Origin of the sequence: Marinobacter sp. DUT-1 (genome assembly GCF_050379415.1) — a bacterium.
Classification (GTDB): Bacteria; Pseudomonadota; Gammaproteobacteria; order Pseudomonadales; family Oleiphilaceae; genus Marinobacter.
In genome coordinates this window covers 220,814-242,144 of record NZ_JBNRLS010000001.1, presented here as the reverse complement: position 1 = coordinate 242,144, position 21,331 = coordinate 220,814, and the positions used below count along the sequence as shown (strand labels likewise).

Below are 21,331 nucleotides of genomic sequence, written 5' to 3'. Positions count from 1 at the left end.
TGACCCCAATCTCGCTCCCCAGGGGTCTGATGAAAATCTTCATCTGACCCCAGCCTAGACCCTATCTCCATTCTTCTGGCCCGAAATGCCGGGCAACTGTCACAAACTGGCAATAAACTCCTCCCAATCTGTGACCTCCTCACAACACCAGGCCGGTCTGGTTCCGGCCCACGCAGACAACAACGGAGAGCAGAATGGACAAGCAACGTCGTGCGGTCGTCAAAGGGCTCGCTGCTACGTCTTTCACTGCGCTGACCGCCTGTGGCGGCGGCAACTCAAGTTCTTCGCCTTCAACCGGTGAATCTGATTCCGGAGTCGTTAGCGGTGATTCCACCAGGGCTCCCGCAGTGGCTTTCAACCATGGCGTTGCCTCCGGGGATCCTCTCCCGGATCGCGTCATTCTCTGGACCCGTGTCACGCCTACGGATGAGTTGCCCCGAACCGTCGAAAGCGTGCCGGTGCGGCTGACCGTTGCCCGGGATCGGGACATGCGGGAACCGATTGGCCAGATCAATACCACCACCGGCCCGGACCGGGATTTCTGCGTAAAGGTGGATGTGACCGGTCTCCGGCCGGATACCTGGTACTACTACCAATTCTCCGTGGGCAAGGAGAAATCGATGGTCGGTCGTACCAGGACCTTCCCGGACACGACGATGCCGGCAGAGCGTGCCCGGTTTGCCGTGGTCTCCTGCTCCAACTACGCCTATGGGCTGTTCTCCGTGTACAAGGCGGTTGGCGAACAGTCGGATCTGGATTTCATCCTGCACCTCGGCGATTACATCTACGAGTACGGTCCCGGTGAATACGGTGATTTTCCGGGGCGCGATCCCCTGCCTGCCCACGAGATCATCGAACTGTCCGACTATCGCTTGCGTCACGCCCAGTACAAGACCGATGTGAACCTGCAGGCAGTTCACCAACAGTTTCCGATGATCTGTATCTGGGATGATCACGAATCTGCCAACGACAGCTACCGTGATGGCGCCGAGAACCACGATGAGGCGACGGAAGGTGGCTGGTCCGAGCGCCGTGAGGCGGCGATACAGGCATATTTTGAGTGGCTTCCCATCCGCGAACCCGAGACAGAGACTGGCCGGATCTGGCGCAAGTTTGAGTTCGGCGGCCTGATCGACCTGTTTATGCTTGATACCCGTCTTGAGGGCCGGGACCTGCAGGTTTCCTCGCCGGCAGATCCGGACCGTTTCGATGGGGAACGGCGAATCATGAGTGAAGAGCAGATGAGCTGGCTCACCCAGGGTCTGGCTGCTTCCACCGCGAGCTGGCGGATGATCGGTCAGCAGGTCATGTTCGCCGAGCTGAATATTGTCCGGACCCTGGACGCTGCCCGTACCCTTGGCATGAACGATGTGTCGGCCTTCAACGGTCAGCTGCTGTCCCTGAACATGGACCAGTGGGACGGCTACGTCGCGGACAGGGAAAACATTCTCAAGACCCTCGAAGGGGACAACATCGGCAACACGGTTATCTTTACCGGCGACATCCATACATCCTGGGCCAATGAGGTATATGCGGACTCTGGCAATCTGCTGGAGAACACACTTGCCCCTCCACTGGCGGCGGAGTTTGTAACACCTTCAGTAACCTCACCGGGCTTTCCGGAGGAAATCGCCGGTCTGGCGGAGGTCGCCGTCCAGCTTGCCAATCCGCATATGAAGTATGTGGAGCTCAAGACCCCCGGATTCATTCTCGTTGATGTGACAACAGAGCGAACCCAGGCGGAATTCCTTTACGTCCGGAGTATTTCCAGTGCGGACGAGCTGGGAACAATTGACCCCGATATGACCAAGGTTGTGGGTGTCGATAGCGGTAACAGCCGCATCTATCAGGATCGTCCCCGATCCGAGCCGAGAGCGGTTCGCACCGCGATGTTTCACCCGCCAGTACGCCAGGCTGTGAGTTAAGGAGGTTCTGATGTCCCGTGCAATTATCCCGGAAGGAAACCGCTGGAAACGTCGCGATGTATTGCGAACCCTGTTCTTTACGGCCGGAGCGGTTGGTTCGGCATCGTGGCTCACGGGCTGTGGTGGTTCCGCTTCCAGTGCCTCTGAAACTGTCGTGCCCCCCGTTGGCGGAGAAATATCCAACGGTGGCGCGCTCCCGGACGAGATCGAGAAGCTGGTGGGGCGTTTTGCGGACATCGGATCATTGCGTGATGCTGACCTTCATGGTGTTCGCACCCCGGAGGGCTTCGCTACCCGCATTGTGGCAATCAATGGTGAGCTGCCACAACCGGAAGGCATGGCCGTCAGTGGCCCACAGACGGGCGGTATCGGTAATCGCCCCTGGCATATTTTCCCGGACGGGGCCGGGGTCGTTCCCAGGGAAAACGGAGGGTGGATCTATATCAGTAACAGTGAGGTTCCCGGTGTTGGCAGTATCGGTTTCTCCTATCCCGAATTGGCAGGACTGACCAATGTCATCGAGGAGTTTACGCCTGGCCTGGCCCAGGTGGGGACATTGGTCTTCGATCCCGACGGCACCATTGTCGACTCCTACACCATTCTCAGCGGAACCACGTTCAACTGTGCTGGCTGTGTGACACCCTGGAAAACCTGGCTGTCCTGTGAGGAATTCCCGAACGGTCAGGTCTGGGAGTGTGATCCCTTCCAACCCGGTGAGGGGCTCGCAAGACCAACCCTTGGCTTTTTCTCCCATGAGGCCATTGCCATCGATCCGGGCGAGCGCCTGCTGTATCTGACCGAGGATATGCCGGATGGGCGTTTTTACCGTTGGGTGCCTGATCCCTCTGACTGGCCCGAGGGCAGCGAGCGGGCCGCTTTGCAGTCCGGCCGGCTGCAGGTTCTGGCGGTAGGTGGTGATGGCGTTGAAGGGGCGCTGGATTCACCCCAGCCGATCCAGTGGCTGGATGTTCAGAATCCCCATGAGCCGCAGCATGAAAACCGGCTGCCGGAATCAACCGTGTTCGACGGGGGCGAGGGCGTCTGGTTCTTCAATGGCATCGTGTACTTTGCCACCAAGGGTGACGACCGGATCTGGGCGGTTGATACTCTGGCCCAGACCATCGAAGTTATCTATGACCGCGCCACCGCCGTGGCACCGAACGATATCCTCTCCGGTGTGGACAACCTCTTCGTGACCGAACAGGGCGACATCCTGGTGGCGGAAGATGGCGGCGACATGCAGGTGGTGGTGATCCTGCCCGATGGCACCCTGAAACCTTTGCTGCAGATTGTGGGGCAGGACGCCTCGGAAATTGCCGGGATCGCGTTCTCGCCGGACGGTCGAAGGATGTACTTCACCTCGGATCGTGGGGGCAGGAATGGTTTTGGCGGATTTACCAATGGCCTGGGGATGGTTTACGAGCTGATCCTGCCTGAGGGGCTGTGAGTGAAAACGGGGTCAGATGAAGGCGTTCATCTGGCCCCAGGTTCGCCTTGAGGTTTAGCTTGAAAAAGGGGTCAGAAGAAAGCTTTCTTCTGACCCCGAGTTCACTTATTTCAACTGATCCCTAATCAGCTTCTTGTTGATCTTGCCAACACTGGTCTTGGGAATGTCATCGACAAAGTCCATCTGCCCCGGGATGGCCCACTTGTTGATATCACCACTATCGACAAATTGCTGCAGGTGCTTCTGGATGTCTTCCTGGCTGGCGTTTTCACCCGGCTTCAGGGTGACCAGTGCATAGGGTCGTTCGCCCCACTTCTCGTCAGGTATACCGACCACAGCGGCGCCGGCGACGGCCGGGTGCTGGCTGATCAGGTTTTCCAGGTCCAGGGAGGACAGCCATTCGCCACCGGTCTTGATCACATCCTTGATGCGGTCCTTGATGGTGAGGGTGTTGTCCGGCTCCATGCTGGCGACGTCACCGGTATGCAGCCAGCCGCCATGCCAGAGCTCTTCGCCTTTCTCCGGTTCCTTGAAGTAGCTCTGGGTCAGCCAGGGTGCACGGGTGACCACCTCGCCTTTGGCTTCGCCATCGTGGGGGACCGGCTTGCCATCCGGATCAACGATTTCAATTTCGACCATGGGCACCGCGATACCGGTCTTGACCCGTTTGGCGGTCTGCTGCTCCAGCGGCAGTTCCAGATCCTCGGGCTTGAGATGGGTGGCACTCAGCAGCGGGCAGGTCTCGGACATGCCGTAACCGGTGTACATACGGATGCCGAGCTTCGCGCCGGCGTCGCACAGACCCTTGGTCAGGGCGCTGCCGCCGATCAGCACGTGCCAGTTGCTCAGATCCGCGGTCTTGATGGATTCGGTGGCCATCATCATCTGCATGATGGTGGGGACACAGTGGGAGAAGGTGACATTGTGCTCCTTGAGCAGGTCCACCAGCAGTTCCGGTTCATAACGACCCGGGTAAACCTGCTTGATGCCCATCATGGTGGCAGCGTAGGGCACACCCCAGGCATGCACGTGGAACATGGGCGTGACCGGCATGTACACGGAGCTGGATCGCAGCAACGGCATCTCATCATAGGCCGCGAGGGAGCCGGTCATGGCCAGGGTATGCAGGACCAGCTGGCGGTGGCTGAAATACACACCCTTCGGGTTGCCGGTGGTGCCGGTCGTGTAGAAGGTGGTTGCGACGCTGTTCTCATCGAAATCCGGAAAATCGAACTCGGTTCCTGACTGGCTCAGCAGGGATTCATACTCACCGGCGGTGGTCAGGCTGGTGTCAGCGGCGGACTCGGAGTCGGTGAGCTGGATGTACGTCTTGACCGTCTTGATCTCGTCTTTGACGCTTTCGAGGATGGGAAGAAAGTCGTCATGGACCAGGACCACGTCGTCTTCTGCGTGGTTCATGGTATAGACGATCTGTTCCGGAGAAAGGCGCACGTTGATGGTGTGAAGAACCGCGCCAATCATCGGAATCGCGAAGAAACACTCCAGGTAGCGTGGGGTATCCCAGTCCATGACCGCGACTGTGTCACCCGGTTTCACGCCGGCGTCGGTCAGCGCGTTGGCCAGCCGGTGAATGCGTTCAACCAGGGTAGTGTAGGTGTACTTGCTGCGGTTGGCGTAATGGATTTCCTGGTCCGGGTTATAACGGGGCCCCGAGAGCAGGAGCTGTTTGATAAGCAGGGGGTACTGATAGGCGTTCTCGGCCGGAGACAGGATTCGGGTCTGTGCCATCTTGTGTTCCTCTTTCTCTGCTTGTGCTTGTTATTACGATGAGAAAGACAAATCTGACACAGTTTGGGAAAAACGGGAACCGCTGAAAAGGAAAAAATTGCAGAACGTACGCGCCAGTTTTTTTCTTACCGGTACGCTCTGCGAATCAATGTGTTACTGGTAGGTACAAAGGTAGGCAGTGTCGATATCTGCTTTCGCTTTGAAGCTGGCCTGGCCGGCAACGTCGAAGCTTTCGCCCGCGCCGTAGGTCATCCACTCTTCCATGCCGGGGAGCAGCACGGTCAGGGCTCCGCTGATCACCGTCATGGTCTCCTTCTTGGTGGTACCGAACTCGTACTCACCCGGACTGATCACACCGACCGTTGCCGGGAGAGTGGCCGTCTGGAAGGCAATGGATTTGGCTTTGCCGTCGAAATACTCGTTGACTTTAAGCATACGCTGGCCTCCTGAAATGGATTGGGGCGACTACTATACGGCAAAACCTTGTAAGTCCAATGACATTTTTATGCGGGACCTGCTGTGAAGATGGGGTCAGATGAAAGCGTTCATCTGGCCCCGTCTTCCATCACTGCTCCCAGGGCTTCCCCTCGGTCCCGTCCATGGTTTTGACGCCGATATGCATGGCCGCCTTGGCCAGGATGTTGGCGCTCACCGGTGCGGTCATGAACAGGAATACGGTAATCAACACTTCGGAGATGCCGATACCCTCTCCCCGTGCGCTGAAGTAGATCACCGAGCTGAGCATGATGGCGCCCACGCCCAGGGTGGTGGCCTTGGTAGGGCCGTGCAGGCGGGTGAAGAAATCCGGCAGGCGCGCCAGGCCAATGGCGCCGATCAGGGTAAAGGCGCCTCCGAGCAGGAGCAGGAAAGCAATGACGTATTCGGCAAACGGATTCATACGGGCCTCCTATTCGATCACGCTGCCGCGCTTGAGGTACTTGGCCATGGCGACGGTACCGACAAAACCCATGACCGCGATCAGCAGGGCGGATTCGAGATACATACGGGTGCCCAGGGTGATGCCCAGCAGGATGATCAGCGCGATCGCATTGATGTATAAGGTATCCAGTGCCAACACGCGGTCAGGCGCATCCGGCCCCTTGATCAGGCGATATACGTTCAGCAGAGCGGCCAGGGTGACCATGGCGATGGTGATGTAAAGGGCAATGGTGATCATTTGAACATCTCCAGCAGAGGCTGTTCATAGCGTTTTCGGATGGTGCTGATCACTTCCTGTTCATCCCCGGTGTCCAGGGCGTGAACCAGCAACAGGCGCCGGTCATCACTGACGTCGGTGCTGACCGTGCCGGGTGTCAGGGAAATGGTGCTGGCGAGAATGGAAATGGCCAGGGGATGCTCCAGTTCCAGCGGGTAGCAGACAAAGGCTGGCCGGGGCTTACGTGGGCTGAGGATCAGTGCCGCAACTTCAAAGCTGGCAATGACAATGTCCTTGAGCACGCGAGCCAGGTATTTAGGCATCAGCCAGAACCGCATGAATGAGGGGCGTTCGGGCCAGAATCCCTGGGTCATCTGCGGGATGGCCCAGGCCAGAATCAGGCCCAGCACCACGCTGCCCCCGCTGATGCCGTCACTCAGGAACTGCCAGGTGACAAACAGGATCAGGCTGAGCCAGGGCTGGGGGAAACTCAGTCGGTCAAGCATCAGTTCTCCTCCCCGACCATCGGAGTCTGCAGGATTTCCAGATAGGCTGAGCGGTTCTGCAGCTGTGCTGCGGTCGCGTCAGTGTATTCGTTTATCGGGCCTGCGAAGGCAACGATTACCAGACTCATGCCAATCAGGGCGCCGGTGGCGGCTCGCAGGTTACCCCCGAGCGGTTTTGGCTCTTCGATATGGCCGTTAACGGTCCGCCAGAAGACAATGCTGCCGGCCCGGCTGTAGGCGATAACCGTGCAGAAGCCACCAATCAGCACAACAGACCAGAGCCACGCCATCTCGGGACCGGAAGTCACCGAGTTGAGAATCAGGACCTTGGCAAAGAAGCCGCTCATGGGTGGCAGGCCGGCCGCGGCCACCGCGCCGACGAGGAACAGGACACTGATCAGTGTTCGGTTACGCATGCGTGGCGCGGTCACAATCTTGTCCAGCGCACTGCCGCGCTGACTGGCCACCAGCTCCGCCACCAGGAAAAGCCCGGCGACGGTCCAGGTTGTGCTGAGCAGATAGAACAGTGCTGCGGAGATGGCCTCCCTGGAACCCAGGGCAATGGGTGCCAGAAGAGTTCCGACCGAGATAATGACCTGCCAGGCCACGAGAGTCTTCAGGCTCTGGGCGCCCAAGGCACCCACCACGCCCATGATCAGGGTGACCAGCGCCAACGGGAACAGCCAGTCCATGCCCAGGTTGGCCAGCGCTCCGGCATCGTCGCCGAATATCAGCAGGTACACCCGCAGAATTGCGTAGATGCCAACCTTGGTCATAACGGCAAACAGCGCCGCTACCGGTGCAGTGGCATGGGCGTAGGCTCTGGGCAGCCAGAAACTCAGGGGCAGGAGGGCGGCTTTGAGGGCGAACACCACCAGGAGCATCATGCCGCCGGCCTTGACCAGCTCCAGTTCCTCACCGGAGAGCAGCAACACCCGGATGGCCAGATCGGCCATGTTGAGGGTCCCGGTAACGCTGTAGATCATGCCGACACTGATCAGGAACACCGCCGAGCCCACCAGGTTGAGCACCACATAATGCAAGCCCGGAACAGTCCGGGCAGTGCCGCCGCCATGCATCAGCAGGCCGTAGGAAGCGATCAGCAACACCTCGAAGGCTACGAACAGGTTGAACAGGTCGCCGGTCATGAAGGCAATGTTCAGCCCCATGAGCTGGAACAGGAACAGACCATGGAACTGGCGGTTGCCCTCGTCCGCTCCACCAATGGAGAACAGGTGTGCGAATAAGGCCAGAACGGCTGTCATCACCAGCATCAGCGCCGCCAGTCGGTCCAGGACCAGAACAATACCGAACGGCGGCTGCCAGTTGCCAAACGCGTACAGGCGGTAACTGCCGTCATTGGCCATTACCAGCAGAACGATGGTAGCAACCAGCAGAAGCACTGTCGTGCCAAGAGCCAGGGTGCGCCGCAGGCTGATCGGGGCATAACCCATGAATGCCTGCAGGACACCACCGAGCAGGGGAATCAGAATCGGAGCGATAAGCCAGTGGTTCATTGACTGCGTTCCTCCTCGCTTTTCTGCTCCGGTTTCTCCGGTCGTTCTCCCTGGCGGCCATCTACATGGTCGTCCTCGTTATCAGCGAGGTTTCTCAGGGACAGCACAACCACAAAAGCCGTCATGGCAAAGCCGATCACAATGGCGGTGAGCACCAGCGCCTGGGGCAGGGGATCGGAGTAGTTTTCTGTGCTGCCCAGGATGGGCTGGCCACCGGTCGCCAGCCGTCCACTGGAGAACAGGAACAGGTTCACACCGTAGGAGATGAGCGTCAGTCCGACCACCACGGGGAATGTCCGGGCCCGCAGCAACAGGTAAACGCCCGAGGAGGTCAGGGCGCCGATAACAAGCGCGAAGACAAGCTCCATTACGCACCCTCCTTCTTGGGCTTGATGGCGGAGTGAGGTGACAGCCGGCCAATGCTGACCAGGGCCAGCAGTGTGGCGCCGATAACGGTCAGGTAGACGCCGAGGTCAAAGACCAGCGCCGAAGCCACCTCGAACTTGCCCACCACCGGCCAGGTGATGTATCCGAAGGTGGAGGTCAGGAACGGATAGCTGAAGGCCAGGCTGCCGGCACCGGCAATGATTGCGAACAAAAGACCCAGGCCGATCACGTTGTGGTACTTGATTCCTATCCGCTCCTGGGTCCAGACCATGCCGCTGGCAATGTACTGGAGGATCAGGGCCACGGAGGTGATCAGGCCGGCGACAAAACCACCGCCCGGAAGGTTGTGGCCTCGCAGGAAGATGAACGCCGATATCATCAGTGCCAGCGGCAGCATTGGCCGGGCGATCTGCTTGAGCATCATTGGATGGGCATCCCGGGTCCAGGGGTGACCCATGCCATCGCCCGGCGGCGGGGTCAGGGCGGTATCCTTGAGCATTGCATAAATACCCAGAGCGGCAATGGCCAGGACGGTAATCTCGCCGAGGGTATCGAAGCCCCGGAAGTCCACCAGGATGACATTCACCACGTTGGTGCCGCCCCCGCCGGATTTACTGTTTTCCAGGAAGAAGTCGGAAATCGAGGTGAAGGGCTGGGTCAACATAGCCAGGGTGACCAGGGTCATACCCACACCGACAACGAGTGCGATGACGGCATCACGGGTGCGTTGACCCCGGGAGCTTTCCAGTGGCGTCCAGGACGGCATATAGAACAGTGCCAGCATCAGCAGAACGATGGTGACGACTTCCACGGACAACTGGGTCATGGCCAGGTCCGGGGCCGAGAAGCGGGCGAAGGCGAGCGCCACGATCAACCCCACCACACTGAGCAGTACCAGTGCGTAGAAACGCTCCCGGTGCAGGAAGGCTGTCAGCAGAGCACAGACGATCAGTACTCCCGCTGCGATTGCGGTGGGAGGGTCAACCGGACTCAGTCCCAGTTCACCCACAAAGATGCCGACATTCATCAGAGGCGCCGCGGCTACGGCAATCACACTCAGTACCAGCAGCAGGGCGTAGCGTTGCAGGGAGCCGTTCTCGATACGGGCGGTCAGGTCGTGGGAGAAGACCGCAACCCTTGACACCACCGCTTCGAACACGGCTTTTTCATCAATTTCCTTGAACCGGGCATGGAAATCGAAGAAGCGCTGGCGCTGGGTATACATCAGCAGGCCACCAAAGAACGCCACAAAACTCATCAGCAGGGGCAGGTTCAAGCCATGAACCACGGCGAGTTTGTAGTCCGGCACATTGCCGCCGAGAGTGGCAGAAGCCGCGGAATACAGCAGCGGGCCGACAGAGATCGCCGGAAACATGCCCACCATCACACAGGCAAATACCAGGATTTCCACGGGAATCTTCATGTAACGCGGTGGTTCGTGGGGCGGGTATACCGGCAGGTCCACCGGCTTGCCGTTAAAGAATACGTCGTGGATGAAACGGGCCGAATAGGCCACCGCGAAGATGCCGGCCAGGGTGGCCACGATCGGTGGCAACCAGGCCCAGAGTCCCGGCAGGTTCAATTCCAGGGACTCGGCGAAGAACATCTCCTTGCTCAGGAAACCGTTCAGCAGCGGTACACCGGCCATTGAGGAGGCCGCCACCATGGCCAGGGTCGCGGTGTGGGGCATGTAGCGCCAGAGACCGTTGATTCTGCGCATGTCCCGGGTGCCGGTTTCATGGTCGATGATACCGGCGGCCATGAACAGCGAGGCCTTGAACGTGGCGTGGTTGATCACGTGGAAGACAGCGGCCACGGCTGCCAGTTGCGTGCCCATGCCGAACAGCAGGGTAATCAGGCCCAGATGGCTGACGGTGGAATAGGCCAGCAGGCCCTTGAGGTCATGCTTGAACATGGCGACATAGGCGCCGAGCAGCAGGGTTGCCATGCCCGTGAAGCTCACCATGTAGAACCACTGTTCAGTGCCCGCCAGCGCCGGATACAACCGGGCCATCAGGAACACACCGGCCTTTACCATCGTGGCCGAGTGCAGGTAGGCGGACACCGGCGTCGGCGCCTGCATGGCGTGAGGCAGCCAGAAGTGGAACGGAAACTGGGCCGACTTGGTGAAGGCGCCGAGCAGCACCAGCGTCAGCGCCACCGGGTACATGGCGTGGGCCTTGATCTGATCGCCGGCGGCGAGAACATCATCCAGCTCGTAGCTGCCGACGATGTTACCGATGATCAGGATGCCGGCCAGCAGCGCCAGGCCACCGCCGCCAGTCACCGCCAGGGCCATCCGGGCACCACGGCGGGCGTCCTGCTTGTGGGTCCAGTAACTGATCAGCAGGAACGAGACCAGGCTGGTCAGCTCCCAGAAGATCAGCATCAGCAACAGGTTGCTGGACATCACGATACCCAGCATCGAGCCCTTGAAGCAGAGCAGCAGCGCGTAGAACTTCGCGATGTTTTCCTTCGGCTTCAGGTAGTAACGGGCATACAGGATGATCAGCAGCCCGATGATCAGGATCAGCAACGCAAACAGCAGCGCCAGACCGTCCAGGCGAAAGCTGAGCGAGAGGCCAAGGGCCGGAAGCCACTCCTGGTGGAACAGCACATAGCCGCCGTCGGCTAATACCTGCCAGTTCGGGTAAAGGGCGGCCAGTGCAATCAGGGCCGGAACGGAAGAGGCAATGGCTATTGCCGTTCGCCCCCCCTGGGCGAACAGGGGCGCGGCAATGGCCCCCAGGAAAGGCAGTAAAACAACCAGCGGTAGCGACATCGCAACCTCGTTATCGGTTTTTCTTTTATATATAAATACAGGCGTGTGTGCAGAAGTCTAGCTTCCGGATAGAGACCCTGCATGACGCTTGGGCCGCAGGAATACACCGAAAGCCTGGAATCAGGCGAATGGTGGATCCGGGAAATAGGGAAGACGACCGCGGTGGCGGGCGATATCAGCCGTTACGGGCGGGCGAATGGTCTGTTTGCAGCCTAAGGACCTTACGGTCATTGGTTGCTCCATCAATAAAACTTGGGATTTGATGATACGTGGCCCGTCCGCAAGGTCAAGTCAACTTGCCATTGATCAAGTGTATACTCGCGATAAATATTCCATGAGAGAGCCCCATGAGCGACACTTATCCTAACCTCCTGAAACCTCTTGACCTCGGCTTTACCGAACTCAAGAACCGGGTTCTGATGGGATCGATGCACACAGGTCTCGAAGACCGTTTCTGGAATATCCACAAGTTCGCCCGGTATTTCGCGGAGCGGGCCGAGGGTGGTGTTGGTCTCATGGTGACGGGTGGTTTCTCGCCCAACCTCGCCGGGCAGCTGGCTCCCCTGTCTTCAACGATGAACAACCGTGCCACGGCATTCCTCCATCGGCATGTAACCGGCGCAGTTCACGAGGCCGGTGGGAAGATCTGCCTGCAATTGCTGCACGCGGGGCGCTACGGCTATCAGCCGCTGATCGTCTCGGCCTCCGCCACCAAGGCTCCGATCAGTCCGTTCAAGGCGCGCGGGCTGTCCACGAAGGGTGTCGAGCGGCAGATAGACGACTTCGTCAACGCGGCAAAACTGGCCAAATTTGCCGGCTACGACGGCGTTGAGGTTATGGGCTCCGAAGGCTATTTCATCAACCAGTTCCTGTGTGAACGCACCAATAAACGGAAGGACAAGTGGGGTGGTCCCTACGAGAACCGCATGCGCCTGCCCGTGGAGATTGTCCGACGGATCCGCGAGGCGGTGGGTCGCGAGTTCATCATAATTTACCGGCTGTCCATGCTGGACCTGGTTGAAGGTGGACAGACCTGGGATCAGATTGTGACCCTCGGCAAGGCCATCGAACAGGCCGGCGCCACCATCATAAACACCGGCATTGGCTGGCACGAGGCGCGGGTACCCACCATTGTAACCTCCGTGCCACGCGGCGGCTTCGCCGATGTCACCGCCAAATTTTACGGCCAGGTGGATATTCCGGTTTGCACCACGAATCGCATTAACACGCCGGAAAAAGGTGAAGAGATTCTTGCCGCAGGCAAGGCAGACATGGTGTCCATGGCCCGGCCTCTGTTGGCGGACAGCGAGTTCGTGCGCAAGGCCGAGCAGGGACGCAGCGACGAAATCAACACCTGCATTGCCTGTAACCAGGCCTGCCTGGACCATGTGTTCCAGGCCAAACGCGCGTCCTGCCTGGTGAATCCGCGGGCATGTCATGAAACCGAACTGGTCTTGACAGTAGCACCGGTGGCCCGGCGGGTCGCCGTGGTGGGGGCGGGCCCTGCGGGCCTGGCAGCGGCGACGACGGCTGCCAAACGTGGCCACAAGGTCACCCTGTTCGAAGCGGACGACCGGATCGGCGGTCAGTTCAATTACGCAAAGCGCATTCCGGGTAAAGAGGAATTCTACGAGACGCTGCGCTACTACCAGCGACAGATCGAGCTGCTGGAGATCGACCTCAAGCTCGGAGCCCGCGTTGATGCAGACTCCCTGCTTGAGCAAAGCTTCGATGATGTGGTGATCGCCACTGGCGTAAAGCCACGAACCCCCAAAATCGATGGTATTGACCACCCCAAGGTGCTCGGGTACCTCGATGTACTTCGTGACAACAAACCGGTGGGCAAATCCGTGGCAGTTATTGGCGCCGGTGGCATCGGCTTTGATGTCAGCGAGTTCCTGACCCACGACTTCAGCCATCAGCCGGAAGGAAAGCAGGTGGGGGTCGCCGACTGGCAGGCGGAATGGGGCGTAAACCCCGAGTTTGAGGGTCCCGGAGGCCTGGCGGAGCGCAAACCGACGCCCTCACCCCGCAAGATCTACCTGATGCAGCGGAAGACCGGTAAAGTGGGTGGTGGCCTCGGCAAGACCTCAGGCTGGGTCCACCGGAGCAGCCTGAAACATCGGGACGTGGAAATGTTGCGGGGCTGCCGATATGAGCGTATTGATGATCAGGGCCTGCACATTTCCGTGACTGACAAGGATGGCAAAGTAACCGAAAGCAGGGTGCTGGCCGTAGATAACGTTGTAATTTGTGCCGGCCAGGAACCCTACCGGGAACTTTTCGACCAGTTGTCAGCCTCTGGTGTCAGGACATATCTCATCGGCGGCGCAGACGTTGCCGAGGAACTGGATGCAAAACGAGCCATCAGGCAAGGGACGGAAGTCGCAGCTCAACTATGACATTACTTATCGCCTTCGCAGTACTCTCGATTGGCTTCTCGTTTTTGTGCTCCATTCTGGAAGCGTCATTGCTCTCGGTCACACCGAGCTACATAGCCTCCCTGAAAAAGGATAATCACGCGCTTTTCCTGAAATTGAGGAAATTAAAGAGCGACATCGACGATCCGCTTGCCGCCATACTGACACTCAACACCATCGCCCATACTGCCGGTGCAACCGGTGTTGGTGCCCAGGTGGCTGTCGTTTTCGGAGAGGCCTGGCTCGGGGCGGCATCCGCTCTGATGACCCTCGCCATCCTGATCCTGTCGGAAATCATCCCGAAAACCATCGGTGCCAAGTACTGGCGCACCCTGGCACCCAGGCTCCCGGCGGTCCTCGGATTCCTGATGACCTCGCTCAAGCCCTTCATCTGGCTGTCGAAGATGATTACCCGGCGCATCGCAGCGGGGGAGGCCGATACCGACATCCGTGGCGAAATCAGTGCGTTGGCAGAAATTGGCCGGGACCAGCAAGCCCTGGATGAAGACGAGCGCCGGATTATCCAGAACGTACTTCGTTTCCATGAAATCAAGGTCAGTGGCGTGATGACGCCGCGAACCGTCTGCAAATTCATCCCGCCCGAGACGACTGTGCCGGAATTCCGGGAGCAGGTGCGCAAATCGCCGTTCTCTCGTTATCCGGTGATCGACGAGGAAGGGGAAGCGTTGGGGTACCTGCACCGCTCCGATCTGATCTCGCTCCCTGACGATGCCGATCTGATGGAACACCTCCGAAGCATCAAGCGGGTAAAGGGCAACACCAACATCGAGTACGTGTTCTCTGACATGCTGCGGGAGCGGCAACACATTGCCATTGTTTATGACGAGCTGGGCACCTGGCTGGGCATAGTGACGCTGGAGGACATATTGGAGACACTTTTGGGCACCGAGATCATGGACGAGACCGATAACGTCTCCAACCTTCGCCGGTATGCCAAACAACGTTGGAGCCGGCGACTGCGCAAGATGGGATCCTGAAAGATCCGCCAGCGGGCGTTAGCGGATCGACTTCAGTGCCGAGAAGATCGCCTCGGCTTCGGCTTCAAGTACCTGACAGCGCAGGGGATTGCCCTGCTGAAGAGCTCTGGCCAGTTGTTTCTGTTTCATGTCATAGAGCCGGCTGAGGACATCTGCCCGACCCGGCTTTGCTGGTGCGTTCATGGAATGCTACCTCCCCACGTGAACACCTTGTGTCAATAATCTTTACGTTCTCCAGTGCCTGATGGCCTTGTTTAGTATTAGATGCATAACACGGGCCAGTGTTACACCCTGCCAGTCAGCGGCCGAACCTCGCCCGGTAGGCCCCGGGAGCCAACCCGGTGTGTTTCCGGAATAGCCGACTGAAGGAGCTGACATCCTCGTACCCAACGCGTTGCACAACGCCCTCCACCGTCTCCCGGGAAGACTCCAGCAGCTCCCTGGCATTCTCGATCCGCAGAATCTGCAGATAACTGACCGGCGTTTCCCCGGTCGCCGCCTTGAAACGCCGCATCAAAGACCGCTCAGTAAGCCCCGCCCTGTTCGCCATTTCCTGCATTGTGATCACTTGATGAAAATGCCCGTCGAGCCAGTCCTGTAATTCAAGAATAGCCCCATCCGAATGATAACGCCGGGCCTGCAAAGCCCCATACGGCGCCTGACTCGTCCTGCCGGCATCAATCACAAACGCCTTCGCCAGTTCCCGGGCCACCTGCGCCCCGGCAAACCGTTCAACCAGATACACCCCCAGATCCCACCAGGCCATGCCGCCCCCGGCACAGGCTACTGGCCCATCCACGGTGACCAGCCTCTCCGGATCCAGACGCACGCCCGGGTACCGCTCCCGAAATTTCTGGCTGAAGCCCCAATGCGTCGTCGCCTCCCGCCCGTCCAGCAGTCCCGCCTCCGCGAGGAAAAACGCCCCGGTACAGTTGCTGGCAACGCTGACCGTGCCGGCATCGCTGTGCCGTGCCTGACCCAGCCAGGCAATCAGTGCCGGGTTATCGGCCAGCACTGTCTCGATGGGGGCACCAATGGTGGGGATAATGACCAGGTCGTTACCAATAATTGAAGACGGATCATTCCAGGCACCATCGCTGAGCAGGGTAAGCCCGTTTATGCATTTGCAGGGTTTGCCGTTCTCGGTAAGCAGTCGGGTTTTGAAGTAGTAATGAGGTTCGTCGTCGTAAATCCGCGCCCAGGTCACGCCGGCGAGGCGGAAAAGGTCAATAATCCCGGTTACGGCGCTGGCCAATGCGCCATCGAAGCCAATCACGGACACAGTTTGCATACGAACTCCGAGGTAGGGCACCAATGGGGACAAGTGCCCGAGACTGTGTGCAGCAGGGAAGCTGCACACAAGCCTACATGGACGTATTCATGGCGTGTCTCGGGCACTTGTCCCCATTGGTGCCCGGGCGTTCTACTGTGAGTTTTGGCGGTATTCACCAAGAATATGTCAGAAATGCCGGTTCCAACACAACCACCGGTTATGAGAATCTAGGCGGCAATAAACAGGAGACCAAGCATGACCGACACCCTGATTGACCGCCGAGACCTGGCATTTCAACTCTACGAAGTACTCGACACCGAATCCCTGATCACCCGCGAGCGCTTCAGCGAACACAATAAAGACACCTTCGACGCCGTCATCGAAACCGCCGACAAGATGGCCCGCGAACAGTTCGCCACCCACAACAGCGCCGCTGACAAGGACGAGCCCCGGTTCGAAGACGGCCAGGTCAAAATGCTGCCCCAGGTCAAACAGGCCTTTGACGCCTACGCCGAGGCCGGTTTCATCGCCGGCCGGTACGATTATGTTCTCGGTGGCATGCAGCTGCCCGAATCCGTCATGGCCGCCTGCAACGGCTTCTTCACCGCCGCCAACCCCGGCACCGCCGGCTACCCGTTCCTGACCACCGCGGCCGCTAACCTGATCCGCATCTTCGGCGATGAACATCAGAAAGCCACCTATTTGCCGCACATGCTCTCCGGCCGCTTCTCCGGCACCATGGCCCTGACCGAGCCCCACGCCGGCTCCAGCCTCGCGGACATCCGCACCTCCGCCAGCCCGACCGACGAAGGCCACTACCTGATCAAAGGCGCCAAGATCTACATCTCCGGCGGCGAGCAGTCCATCACCGACAACATCGTCCACATGGTTCTGGCCAAGATCAAAGGCGCACCGGCCGGGGTCAAAGGCATCTCCCTGTTCGTCGTTCCAAAGTTCCGGGTTGATTCCGAAGGCAACCCGGGCGAACGCAACGGTGTCAGCCTCGCCGGCCTGATCCACAAGCTTGGCTATCGGGGTACCACCTCCACCGCCCTGAGCTTCGGCGACGACGCTCCCTGCCACGGCTACCTGGTTGGCGAGCCCCATCAGGGCCTCAAATACATGTTCCAGATGATGAACGAAGCCCGCCTGGGTGTCGGATTCGGCGCGGCGGTCATCGGCTACCGGGGCTACATGCACAGCCTCGAATACGCCAAGGACCGCCTGCAGGGCCGCAAACCCTCCGAGAAGAACCCGGAAAGCCCGCAGGTGCCCATCATCGAGCACGCCGATGTACGCCGCATGCTGCTGGCCCAGAAAGCCTACAGTGAAGGCGGCCTGGCCCTGTGCCTCTATGGCGCCCGTCTGGTAGATGACCAGAACACCCACCCGGACGAACAGAAACGCCTGGAAGCCGGCAAATTGCTCGACCTGCTGACCCCGGTGATGAAGGCCTGGCCTTCGGAGTACGGTCCCAAAGCCAACGACCTGGCGATCCAGGTCTACGGCGGTGCCGGCTACACCCGGGAATACCCCGTGGAACAGTGCTGGCGGGACAATCGCCTCAACCCCATCCATGAAGGCACCAATGGCATCCAGGCCCTGGACCTGCTTGGCCGCAAGATCTGGCAGGACCAGAGCCACGGCCTCCAGTTGCTGATGCAGGAAATGCAGGTCGACCTGGAAGCTGCCAACACCGACCGCTGCCAACAGTGGGCCCTGTCCCTGAGCGAAACCCTGCAACAGGCGGTCAAAGTCACCCAGAGCCTGGGCAAATCCCTCATGGGCGGCGGCAACCCCGACAACGTCCTGGCGAACGCCTCGTGTTATCTGCACCTCTTCGGCCATATCACCGTGGCCTGGATGTGGCTGCGCCAGGCCAACGCCGCAGCGAAGGCTCTGGAATCCGCTGCCAGCGAAGACGAACAGAACTTCTACAACGGCAAGTTGCAGGCCGCCCAGTACTTCTTCCACTGGGAACTGCCCACCGTCGCCCAGGACCTGGTACTGCTTCGAAATCAGGATGATACCTGCCTGAACATGAAAGCGGAGTGGTTCTGATGGCCCTGGTCAAGGTAGAAAAACAAGGCCACATCCTCCTGATCGGCCTCAACCGCCCGGAAAAAATGAATGCCATGAACCGGGCCATGTACCACGAAATCGCTGCAGCCTATTATCAGCTCCAGAACGACCCGGAGCTGCGCGTCGGCCTGATGTACGCCGAGGGCGACCACTTCACCAGCGGCCTGCAACTGGACGACTGGGCCGACGTCTTCGCCAACGGCAAAGGCATCGAACCGGACGAAGGCGAACTCGACCCGTTCCACATCACCGGCGACGGTCTGAGCAAACCGGTCGTATTCGCCGCCCAGGGTATCTGCTTCACCTGCGGTGTCGAAATGATGCTCAACACCGACGTCCGCGTGGCCGCCAAAGGCACCCGCTTCGCCCAGCTGGAAGTCAAACGCGGCATCTTCGCCTGCGGCGGCGCCACCATCCGGTTGCAACGGGAAATCGGCTGGGGCAACGCCCAACGCTACCTTCTGACCGGCGACGAATGGACCGCAGACCAGGCCTACCAATGGGGCCTGATCCAGGAACTGGTCGAGCCCGGCGAGCAGTTCAACAGGGCCCTGGAAATCGCTGAGAAAATCGCCAAGGCCGCGCCGCTGGGTGTTCAGGGGAGTTTGAAATCCTCAAAACTTGCGGTCAGTGAAGGTCAGGAAGCGGCCAAACAGCGATTGTTCCCGGACCTGCAACCGGTTATGGCCAGTGAGGATGTAAAGGAGGGGATTCAGTCGTTTCTTGAAAGAAGAGAAGCGGTTTTCAAGGGAAGATAACTCACAAGTTGGAGCGGGCGGCTGGGGCACCCTTCCGGGACTGTGTGCAGCAGGGAAGCTGCACACAAGCCTACAGGGACGTATTCACGGCGTGTCCCGGAAGGGTGCCCCAGTCGGCCGCCGACACCCAAGTTTAAGACTATGCAGCCTCGGAATCCGACTTGGACTCCCGCCGTTCCTTGGCCTCAGCCGCCACCTTGGCAGCATAATCCGCATACCTGGCCATCAGCTCCTCCTTCCGGTCCGGATCCCAGTTGATCTTGCTCAGATCGCCCTCGTAATGGTCGATCACCCGCTTGTCCATTTCCTCATACCACCAGGTCGGAATATAAGCCGGCAACAGCATCGACGCATAGCCGCCAGGCAACTGTGGCGCCTTCTCAAAGTGGCGCAACGCCTGGAAACTCCGGGTCGGATGGGCGTGATGGTCCGAGTGCCGCTGCAGCTGATACAGGAACAGGTTGGTCACAATGTGATTGCTGTTCCAGCTGTGCTCCGGCTTCGTCCGCTCATACTTGCCTTTCTTGTCCTTCTGCCGCAGCAGACCATAGTGTTCGATGTAATTCACGCTCTCCAGCAGACTGGCGCCATACACCGCCTGCGCCGCCAGGAACGGAACCGCCCGCGGACCACACACCAGTGTGGTGGCACCAAAGAACCCGGCACTCATCGCCCAGCCCTGCAGCAACTCATTGTCCAGGCTCCAGAAACCCTTGCCCTTGCGCGCCAGCCGCGCTTTCTCGATCTTCACCGATGACTTGATGCCGCCAATCACCGTCCGGGGCAGGAACTTCCAGAAACTCTCTCCCATACGGCTGCTGGCAGGATCCTCCGGTGTGGCCACCCGCTTGTGATGGCCGAAATTGTGCTCCACAACGAAGTGTGTATAACCGGTCGGTGCCAAAGCCGCCATCGCCAGCAGTTTGTTCAGCTTGTTGGACTTGTGGCCCAGCTCATGGGCGGTGTTGATGCCCACACCATTGATGGCACCAACCGTCAAAGTCAGGCCGATCTTGTCTTCAATAGGCGTGTTTTTGCGACTGGCGAGCCAGGCGCCCATGAAGGTCATGGCGTACTGGGTCGGGATGAACGCCTTCACAATGCGGTCATAGTACTTGTCCTGCTCCAGTGGCTTGACCGCTGCTTCCGGAGGATTGCTCTGATCTTCGCCGATGGCCCGATCGAGGGCCGGGATGATCCCGTGCACCAGTGCCGGACCGGTCCAGGCCAGCGCCTTGAGCTTCTTCGGCGCAACGGCGTAACCGGTGAGGGCCGCGAGTCCGATGCCAGGCAGGGCAGGGCCGAGGAGCCACATGTAACGTTTGGGATCTTTCCAGTCCTTGCCGTCCTGAAGAGAAGTATCCTTCTCTTCCTGCTTTTGTACCGCGTCGTTGACCTTGGCATTCATATCCGGACCTCCATCTTGATCATTGTTTGACCCAATTTATGTCGGACAATCGGTCAATTCAACTATTGTCCGACAATTTTGGTGTGTTGGCATGAAATGACAAGCAAAGAGGGAGTGGCGAATCCGCCATAACTGAACCAGACTTTGTGCAAACAACAATCAGCTCGGCCAAACAGAGCGACAGGGATGGTTCAGCCATGACACCTCAAGATACCCAGGGCGCCGTCGCCCATTGGTCCGTTCAGGATATGCTCCGGGAATACCTGACCACAGGCAGAATGGCAGAAGTCGTGTACCGGGATGGAGCCGGTCAGATCTGTATTGCCCACGACACTATCCGGGACATTTTCAGCCGTGCCGGCAAGGACTTTATCCTCCTGGGCAGGGGGGAAATGGTGGGTGTTGACCACGTCATCACCATCGATGGCAGGTTCCCCACCGTAAGTTGCTGCTAACCAAAGAGTAATGCCCCAGTAATTGTGTTATCTGCTGCCATGGGCGTAATCTCCTCCCCGTTGCGAATGATCTTCAACGGAGGGAACGTTATGAAAAAGCAAATGCTCGTAGCCATGGCTCTGGCCGCTTCACTGGGGCTGGTAGCCTGCAGCTCAGAGGACGAGGAATCCAACCAGGGCGTGGACATCGAACAGGCCGCCGACAACGCCGGTGAAATGATGGAAGAAGCCGGCGAATCCGCCCAGGACACTTACGAGGAAGCCGCCGGTCAGGCTGACAGCGCCTGGGAAGAGACCAAGGACAAGGCCAAGGAAGCCGGTGATGAAGTAAGCGATGCCGCAGAGGAAACTGCGGAAGCGGTGGAAGACGGGTACGAGGAATCGACCCAGCAGTGAACACACCCGCGCCAGTCTCCTGTTGGGGGAGGCTGGCGTTTTGCTGTCAATAAACAGTCATGAGTTTGTCTT

General features: G+C 59.2%; 19 protein-coding genes. 8 read left to right on the top strand and 11 right to left on the bottom strand.

Features of this window, described 5'->3' with window-relative positions; all coding sequences use genetic code 11:
- Nucleotides 1-194 precede the first annotated feature (194 nt).
- Both ACQUTG_RS01055 and ACQUTG_RS01050 read left to right on the top strand, forming a co-directional pair.
- Nucleotides 195-1,925: an alkaline phosphatase D family protein gene (locus ACQUTG_RS01055; protein ID WP_428917627.1), complete on the top strand. Its 1,731-nt coding sequence runs from the start codon at nt 195-197 to the stop codon at nt 1,923-1,925.
- Between the two features lie 10 nt (nt 1,926-1,935).
- The gene (locus tag ACQUTG_RS01050; RefSeq protein ID WP_428917626.1) at nt 1,936-3,372 is read left to right on the top strand and encodes an alkaline phosphatase PhoX; all 1,437 of its coding nucleotides are present in this window, start codon (nt 1,936-1,938) and stop codon (nt 3,370-3,372) included.
- Nucleotides 3,373-3,477: 105 nt separating this feature from the next.
- On the opposite strand, the gene ACQUTG_RS01045 is transcribed toward ACQUTG_RS01050, so the two are convergent.
- The 8 genes from ACQUTG_RS01045 to ACQUTG_RS01010 all read right to left on the bottom strand — a co-directional run bounded on the left by ACQUTG_RS01045 (nt 3,478) and on the right by ACQUTG_RS01010 (nt 11,469).
- On the bottom strand, nt 3,478-5,121 hold the full coding sequence (locus ACQUTG_RS01045) for a fatty acid--CoA ligase (protein ID WP_428917625.1): 1,644 nt from the start codon (nt 5,119-5,121) through the stop codon (nt 3,478-3,480).
- 153 nt (nt 5,122-5,274) lie between these two features.
- Complete coding sequence (locus ACQUTG_RS01040; protein WP_092001367.1) at nt 5,275-5,556, bottom strand: pyrimidine/purine nucleoside phosphorylase; 282 nt, start codon at nt 5,554-5,556, stop codon at nt 5,275-5,277.
- A 130-nt stretch (nt 5,557-5,686) separates the two neighbouring features.
- Nucleotides 5,687-6,019, bottom strand: a complete 333-nt coding sequence (locus ACQUTG_RS01035) for a Na+/H+ antiporter subunit G (RefSeq protein WP_428917624.1) — start codon at nt 6,017-6,019, stop codon at nt 5,687-5,689.
- A gap of 9 nt (nt 6,020-6,028) precedes the next feature.
- On the bottom strand, nt 6,029-6,298 hold the full coding sequence (locus ACQUTG_RS01030) for a K+/H+ antiporter subunit F (protein ID WP_113862974.1): 270 nt from the start codon (nt 6,296-6,298) through the stop codon (nt 6,029-6,031).
- Complete coding sequence (locus tag ACQUTG_RS01025) at nt 6,295-6,783, bottom strand: Na+/H+ antiporter subunit E (RefSeq protein WP_428917623.1); 489 nt, start codon at nt 6,781-6,783, stop codon at nt 6,295-6,297. The genes ACQUTG_RS01030 and ACQUTG_RS01025 overlap by 4 nt, the downstream gene beginning before the upstream one ends.
- Nucleotides 6,783-8,300 (bottom strand): monovalent cation/H+ antiporter subunit D, encoded by a 1,518-nt coding sequence (locus tag ACQUTG_RS01020; RefSeq protein WP_428917622.1) that lies wholly within the window; start codon nt 8,298-8,300, stop codon nt 6,783-6,785. The genes ACQUTG_RS01025 and ACQUTG_RS01020 overlap by 1 nt, the downstream gene beginning before the upstream one ends.
- Nucleotides 8,297-8,668, bottom strand: a complete 372-nt coding sequence (locus tag ACQUTG_RS01015) for a Na+/H+ antiporter subunit C (protein ID WP_428917621.1) — start codon at nt 8,666-8,668, stop codon at nt 8,297-8,299. The genes ACQUTG_RS01020 and ACQUTG_RS01015 overlap by 4 nt, the downstream gene beginning before the upstream one ends.
- The gene (locus ACQUTG_RS01010; protein WP_428917620.1) at nt 8,668-11,469 is read right to left on the bottom strand and encodes a monovalent cation/H+ antiporter subunit A; all 2,802 of its coding nucleotides are present in this window, start codon (nt 11,467-11,469) and stop codon (nt 8,668-8,670) included. The genes ACQUTG_RS01015 and ACQUTG_RS01010 overlap by 1 nt, the downstream gene beginning before the upstream one ends.
- A gap of 347 nt (nt 11,470-11,816) precedes the next feature.
- Here ACQUTG_RS01010 and ACQUTG_RS01005 point away from each other — a divergent pair, with 347 nt between their 5' ends.
- Nucleotides 11,817-13,871, top strand: a complete 2,055-nt coding sequence (locus tag ACQUTG_RS01005) for an FAD-dependent oxidoreductase (RefSeq protein ID WP_428917619.1) — start codon at nt 11,817-11,819, stop codon at nt 13,869-13,871.
- Complete coding sequence (locus tag ACQUTG_RS01000; RefSeq protein ID WP_428917618.1) at nt 13,868-14,887, top strand: CNNM domain-containing protein; 1,020 nt, start codon at nt 13,868-13,870, stop codon at nt 14,885-14,887. Before ACQUTG_RS01005 ends, ACQUTG_RS01000 begins: the two co-directional genes overlap by 4 nt.
- Before the next feature lie 18 nt (nt 14,888-14,905).
- Here ACQUTG_RS01000 and ACQUTG_RS00995 read toward each other — a convergent pair whose 3' ends face one another.
- Together ACQUTG_RS00995 and ACQUTG_RS00990 are read right to left on the bottom strand one after the other, a co-directional pair.
- Nucleotides 14,906-15,070 (bottom strand): hypothetical protein, encoded by a 165-nt coding sequence (locus ACQUTG_RS00995; protein ID WP_175497221.1) that lies wholly within the window; start codon nt 15,068-15,070, stop codon nt 14,906-14,908.
- 115 nt (nt 15,071-15,185) lie between these two features.
- The gene (locus ACQUTG_RS00990; RefSeq protein WP_428917617.1) at nt 15,186-16,178 is read right to left on the bottom strand and encodes a GlxA family transcriptional regulator; all 993 of its coding nucleotides are present in this window, start codon (nt 16,176-16,178) and stop codon (nt 15,186-15,188) included.
- Nucleotides 16,179-16,415: 237 nt separating this feature from the next.
- On the opposite strand from ACQUTG_RS00990, the gene ACQUTG_RS00985 reads away from it, so the two are divergent.
- Both ACQUTG_RS00985 and ACQUTG_RS00980 read left to right on the top strand, forming a co-directional pair.
- Nucleotides 16,416-18,221: an acyl-CoA dehydrogenase gene (locus tag ACQUTG_RS00985; protein WP_428917616.1), complete on the top strand. Its 1,806-nt coding sequence runs from the start codon at nt 16,416-16,418 to the stop codon at nt 18,219-18,221.
- Entirely contained in the window at nt 18,221-19,000 is a 780-nt protein-coding gene (locus ACQUTG_RS00980) for a crotonase/enoyl-CoA hydratase family protein (RefSeq protein WP_428917615.1), read from the top strand. The genes ACQUTG_RS00985 and ACQUTG_RS00980 overlap by 1 nt, the downstream gene beginning before the upstream one ends.
- A gap of 139 nt (nt 19,001-19,139) precedes the next feature.
- On the opposite strand, the gene ACQUTG_RS00975 is transcribed toward ACQUTG_RS00980, so the two are convergent.
- Nucleotides 19,140-20,408 (bottom strand): alkane 1-monooxygenase, encoded by a 1,269-nt coding sequence (locus ACQUTG_RS00975; RefSeq protein ID WP_428917614.1) that lies wholly within the window; start codon nt 20,406-20,408, stop codon nt 19,140-19,142.
- Nucleotides 20,409-20,605: 197 nt separating this feature from the next.
- Between ACQUTG_RS00975 and ACQUTG_RS00970 the strand changes: the two genes are divergently transcribed.
- Together ACQUTG_RS00970 and ACQUTG_RS00965 are read left to right on the top strand one after the other, a co-directional pair.
- Nucleotides 20,606-20,863, top strand: coding sequence for a hypothetical protein (locus tag ACQUTG_RS00970; RefSeq protein WP_428917613.1), 258 nt, complete (start codon nt 20,606-20,608; stop codon nt 20,861-20,863).
- A 90-nt stretch (nt 20,864-20,953) separates the two neighbouring features.
- Nucleotides 20,954-21,259: a hypothetical protein gene (locus tag ACQUTG_RS00965; RefSeq protein WP_428917612.1), complete on the top strand. Its 306-nt coding sequence runs from the start codon at nt 20,954-20,956 to the stop codon at nt 21,257-21,259.
- The last annotated feature ends 72 nt before the right edge of the window (nt 21,260-21,331 follow it).

What these genes read in the sequence shown, in the direction of transcription:
- ACQUTG_RS01055 (WP_428917627.1), top strand. Translation starts at nt 195, where the DNA reads ATGGACAAGCAACGTCGTGCGGTCGTCAAAGGGCTCGCTGCTACGTCT.
- ACQUTG_RS01050 (WP_428917626.1), top strand. Translation starts at nt 1,936, where the DNA reads ATGTCCCGTGCAATTATCCCGGAAGGAAACCGCTGGAAACGTCGCGAT.
- ACQUTG_RS01045 (WP_428917625.1), bottom strand. Translation starts at nt 5,121, where the DNA reads ATGGCACAGACCCGAATCCTGTCTCCGGCCGAGAACGCCTATCAGTAC.
- ACQUTG_RS01040 (WP_092001367.1), bottom strand. Translation starts at nt 5,556, where the DNA reads ATGCTTAAAGTCAACGAGTATTTCGACGGCAAAGCCAAATCCATTGCC.
- ACQUTG_RS01035 (WP_428917624.1), bottom strand. Translation starts at nt 6,019, where the DNA reads ATGAATCCGTTTGCCGAATACGTCATTGCTTTCCTGCTCCTGCTCGGA.
- ACQUTG_RS01030 (WP_113862974.1), bottom strand. Translation starts at nt 6,298, where the DNA reads ATGATCACCATTGCCCTTTACATCACCATCGCCATGGTCACCCTGGCC.
- ACQUTG_RS01025 (WP_428917623.1), bottom strand. Translation starts at nt 6,783, where the DNA reads ATGCTTGACCGACTGAGTTTCCCCCAGCCCTGGCTCAGCCTGATCCTG.
- ACQUTG_RS01020 (WP_428917622.1), bottom strand. Translation starts at nt 8,300, where the DNA reads ATGAACCACTGGCTTATCGCTCCGATTCTGATTCCCCTGCTCGGTGGT.
- ACQUTG_RS01015 (WP_428917621.1), bottom strand. Translation starts at nt 8,668, where the DNA reads ATGGAGCTTGTCTTCGCGCTTGTTATCGGCGCCCTGACCTCCTCGGGC.
- ACQUTG_RS01010 (WP_428917620.1), bottom strand. Translation starts at nt 11,469, where the DNA reads ATGTCGCTACCGCTGGTTGTTTTACTGCCTTTCCTGGGGGCCATTGCC.
- ACQUTG_RS01005 (WP_428917619.1), top strand. Translation starts at nt 11,817, where the DNA reads ATGAGCGACACTTATCCTAACCTCCTGAAACCTCTTGACCTCGGCTTT.
- ACQUTG_RS01000 (WP_428917618.1), top strand. Translation starts at nt 13,868, where the DNA reads ATGACATTACTTATCGCCTTCGCAGTACTCTCGATTGGCTTCTCGTTT.
- ACQUTG_RS00995 (WP_175497221.1), bottom strand. Translation starts at nt 15,070, where the DNA reads ATGAACGCACCAGCAAAGCCGGGTCGGGCAGATGTCCTCAGCCGGCTC.
- ACQUTG_RS00990 (WP_428917617.1), bottom strand. Translation starts at nt 16,178, where the DNA reads ATGCAAACTGTGTCCGTGATTGGCTTCGATGGCGCATTGGCCAGCGCC.
- ACQUTG_RS00985 (WP_428917616.1), top strand. Translation starts at nt 16,416, where the DNA reads ATGACCGACACCCTGATTGACCGCCGAGACCTGGCATTTCAACTCTAC.
- ACQUTG_RS00980 (WP_428917615.1), top strand. Translation starts at nt 18,221, where the DNA reads ATGGCCCTGGTCAAGGTAGAAAAACAAGGCCACATCCTCCTGATCGGC.
- ACQUTG_RS00975 (WP_428917614.1), bottom strand. Translation starts at nt 20,408, where the DNA reads ATGAATGCCAAGGTCAACGACGCGGTACAAAAGCAGGAAGAGAAGGAT.
- ACQUTG_RS00970 (WP_428917613.1), top strand. Translation starts at nt 20,606, where the DNA reads ATGACACCTCAAGATACCCAGGGCGCCGTCGCCCATTGGTCCGTTCAG.
- ACQUTG_RS00965 (WP_428917612.1), top strand. Translation starts at nt 20,954, where the DNA reads ATGAAAAAGCAAATGCTCGTAGCCATGGCTCTGGCCGCTTCACTGGGG.